Here is a 3171-nt window from a genome sequence, read left to right on the forward strand (position 1 = left end):
TGCTGCCGGCCGACGACCTGCTGGCGCTGATCTCGCCCGACCTGCGCCAGCCGGTGGACATGCGCGAAGTCATCGCGCGCCTGACCGACGGCTCCGAGCTGCTGGAATTCAAGGCGCGCTACGGCAGCGCCACGGTCTGCGCCCAGGGCCGCATCGCCGGCCACGCGGTGGGCTTCATCAGCAACAACGGCCCCATCGACGTGGCGGGCGCCAACAAGGCCACGCACTTCATCCAGTGGATGTGCCAGCTGGGCCAGCCCATCGTCTACCTGCAGAACACCACCGGTTACATGGTCGGCAAGGACAGCGAGCAGGGCGGGATGATCAAGCACGGCAGCAAGATGATCCAGGCCGTCACCAACGCCACCGTGCCGCAGATCACCATCCAGTGCGGCGCCAGCTTCGGCGCGGGCAACTACGGCATGTGTGGCCGCGGCTACGCGCCGCGCTTCCTGTTCAGCTGGCCGGGCGCCAAGACGGCCGTCATGGGCGGCGAGCAGGCCGCGCGCACCATGCAGATGGTCACGGAGGCAGCCCTCGCCCGCAAGGGCATCACGCCCGACCCGAAGGAATCCCAGGCGCAGTTCGAGCGCATCGTCGCCATGTTCGAGCAGCAGGCGGACGCCGCCTACACCAGTGGCCTGCTGCTCGATGACGGCGTGATCGACCCGCGCGACACCCGCGCCGTGCTGGCCTTCTGCCTCGATACCGTGGCCGAAGCGGCGGCGCGGCCGCTGCGACCGATGCAGTTCGGCGTGGCGCGCATGTAGCGCAGCACCGCCTTTACCAGAACACCAGGAACCCCCCGGAGACACCATGCAGCTGACGCACGAACACCGCGAGATCCAGAAGACCCTGAAGCGTTTCATCGACGAGGAGATCAACCCCCACGTGGACGCGTGGGAGGCGGCCGAGATCTTCCCCGCGCACGAGGTCTTCAAGAAGCTGGGCGACCTGGGGCTTTTGGGCCTGACCAAGCCCGAGGAATACGGCGGCGCGGGGCTGGACTACTCCTACGGCATGGCCATGGCCGAGGCGCTGGGCCACATCCACTGCGGCGGCGTGCCCATGGCGATCGGCGTGCAGACCGACATGTGCACCCCGGCGCTGGCGCGCCATGGCAGCGACGAGCTGCGCCGCCAGTTCCTCGCCCCGGCCATTGCCGGCGACATGGTGGGCTGCATCGGCGTGTCCGAGCCCGGCGCGGGCAGCGACGTGTCGGCCATCAAGAGCCATGCGCGCAAGGACGGCGATGACTACGTCATCACGGGCCAGAAGATGTGGATCACCAACAGCCTGCAGGCTGACTGGATGTGCATGCTGGTCAACACCAGCGACGGCCCGGCGCACAGGAACAAGAGCCTGGTCATGGTGCCGCTGCGCGATGGCCCGGGCGGCCAGCTGACACCCGGCGTGGAGGTGGCGCAGAAGATCCGCAAGATCGGCATGAACAGCAGCGACACGGGCCTCTTGTACTTCGACGAGGTGCGTGTGCCGCAGCGCTACCTGATCGGCCAGGAGGGCCAGGGCTTCATCTACCAGATGCAGCAATTCCAGGAGGAGCGCCTGTGGGCCGCGGCCAGCAGCCTGCAGTCGCTCACCAACTGCATCGACTGGACGGTGGAGTGGGCGCAGGAGCGCCAGATGTTCGGCAGCACCCTGGCCGACCAGCAGTGGGTGCAGTTCAAGCTGGCCGAGCTGCAGACCGAGGTCGAGGCACTGCGCGCGCTGACCTGGCGTGCCGGAGAGCTGTATGTCAGCGGCCAGGACGTGCTGCAGCTGGCCAGCATGGCCAAGTTGAAAGCCGGGCGCCTGTCCCGCCAGGTGGCCGACACCTGCCTGCAGTTCTGGGGTGGCATGGGCTTCACGCTGGAGAACAAGGTCTCGCGCCAGTACCGCGATGGCCGGCTGGGCTCGATCGGCGGCGGCGCCGACGAGGTCATGCTGGGGATCATCGCCAAGACCATGGGCATCGCCAAGCGGCCCGCGGTGCGCTGAAGCGGGGCTGCGGGCATGGGCACGAGCGATTCCACGGCCGCACTCGCGTCGGCCGGGCTGCGGGTCGAGCGCCAGCCCCTGGCGACGGGCTGCATCGAGATCTGGTGGCTGGACCAGCCGGCCAGCCGCAATGCGCTGACCGACGCGCTGGTGGAGGCATTGCTGGCGGCCTGCGGGCGCGCTGCGGCCGATCGGGACCTGCGCGGCGTGGTGCTGCGCGGGTCGGGCGGGCACTTCTGCGCCGGCGGCAGCCTGGGCGGCTTTGCCCAGGCCATCGGCCAGCCCCTGGCTCCGGGCGAGGACGACCCGCTGGTGCCCATGAACCGGCGCTTCGGCACGCTGCTGCAGGCACTGTGCGCGCTGCCGCAGTGGCTGCTGGTGGCGGTCGAGGGCGCGGCCATGGGCGGGGGCATCGGCCTGGTGTGCTGCGCCGACCACGTGCTGGCCGATGCGGACGCGCAATTTGCCACGCCCGAGGTCACGCTGGGCGTGGTGCCGGCGCAGATCGCGCCCTTCGTCGTGCGCCGCCTGGGTGCTGCGCGCGCCCGGCGCTGGCTGCTCACGGGCGCGCGCCAGGACGCGGCCGCCGCGCTGCAGGACGGTCTGGTCGATGAGGTGGCGCCCGCCGGTGGCCTGGACGCGGCGTTGGCCGGGGCGATCGCGCGCCACTGCGCCGCCGCCCCGCAGGCGGTGGCAGCCACCAAGCAGCTGCTGCGGGTCGAGGCCGAGACGCCGCTGCCCCAGCTGCTCGACGCCGCCGCCCACGCCTTTGCCGCCGGCCTGCGCGGCCCGGAGGCTCGGCAGGGCCTTGCGGCGTTCGCTGCCCGCCAGCCGGCGCCGTGGAGTGTGAAGCCATGAAAAAGATCCTGGTCGCCAATCGCGGCGAGATCGCCCGCCGCGTGATCCGCACCGCCCACCGCATGGGCATCCCCACCGTCGCCGTCCATTCCGACCCCGATGCCAACAGCCTGCACGTGCGCGAGGCCTCGCAGGCCGTGGCGCTGGGCGGTGCTTCCAGCAGCGACAACTACCTGCGCATCGACAAGCTGCTGGCGGCGGCGCGCGCCAGTGGTGCCGATGCCGTCCACCCCGGCTATGGCTTCCTGAGCGAGAACGCCGACTTCGCCCAGGCGGTGCTGGATGCGGGCCTGGTTTGGATCGGCCCGCCGCCCG

The 3171-nt window shown here is 70.8% G+C and carries 4 protein-coding genes; all 4 read left to right on the plus strand.

From position 1 onward, the window contains the following. Nucleotides 1–770, plus strand: a 770-nt coding sequence (locus tag A612_RS15520; RefSeq protein ID WP_019375352.1) for a carboxyl transferase domain-containing protein, incomplete at its 5' end; no start/stop codon positions are given. Between the two features lie 46 nt (nucleotides 771–816). After that, the gene (locus tag A612_RS15525) at nucleotides 817–1998 is read left to right on the plus strand and encodes an acyl-CoA dehydrogenase family protein (protein ID WP_019375353.1); all 1182 of its coding nucleotides are present in this window, start codon (nucleotides 817–819) and stop codon (nucleotides 1996–1998) included. A 15-nt stretch (nucleotides 1999–2013) separates the two neighbouring features. Continuing rightward, the gene (locus A612_RS15530; RefSeq protein WP_019375354.1) at nucleotides 2014–2856 is read left to right on the plus strand and encodes an enoyl-CoA hydratase/isomerase family protein; all 843 of its coding nucleotides are present in this window, start codon (nucleotides 2014–2016) and stop codon (nucleotides 2854–2856) included. Further along, a partial coding sequence (locus A612_RS15535) for a biotin carboxylase N-terminal domain-containing protein (protein WP_019375355.1) occupies nucleotides 2853–3171 on the plus strand: 319 nt, incomplete at its 3' end. The genes A612_RS15530 and A612_RS15535, both read left to right, overlap by 4 nt.

The organism is Melaminivora alkalimesophila, assembly GCF_000282995.1.
In the GTDB taxonomy this organism is placed as follows: domain Bacteria; phylum Pseudomonadota; class Gammaproteobacteria; order Burkholderiales; family Burkholderiaceae_C; genus Melaminivora; species Melaminivora alkalimesophila.

Excerpts from the sequence above, each read along its gene's own strand:
- A612_RS15525 (WP_019375353.1), top strand. The coding sequence starts at position 817 with ATGCAGCTGACGCACGAACACCGCGAGATCCAGAAGACCCTGAAGCGT.
- A612_RS15530 (WP_019375354.1), top strand. The coding sequence starts at position 2,014 with ATGGGCACGAGCGATTCCACGGCCGCACTCGCGTCGGCCGGGCTGCGG.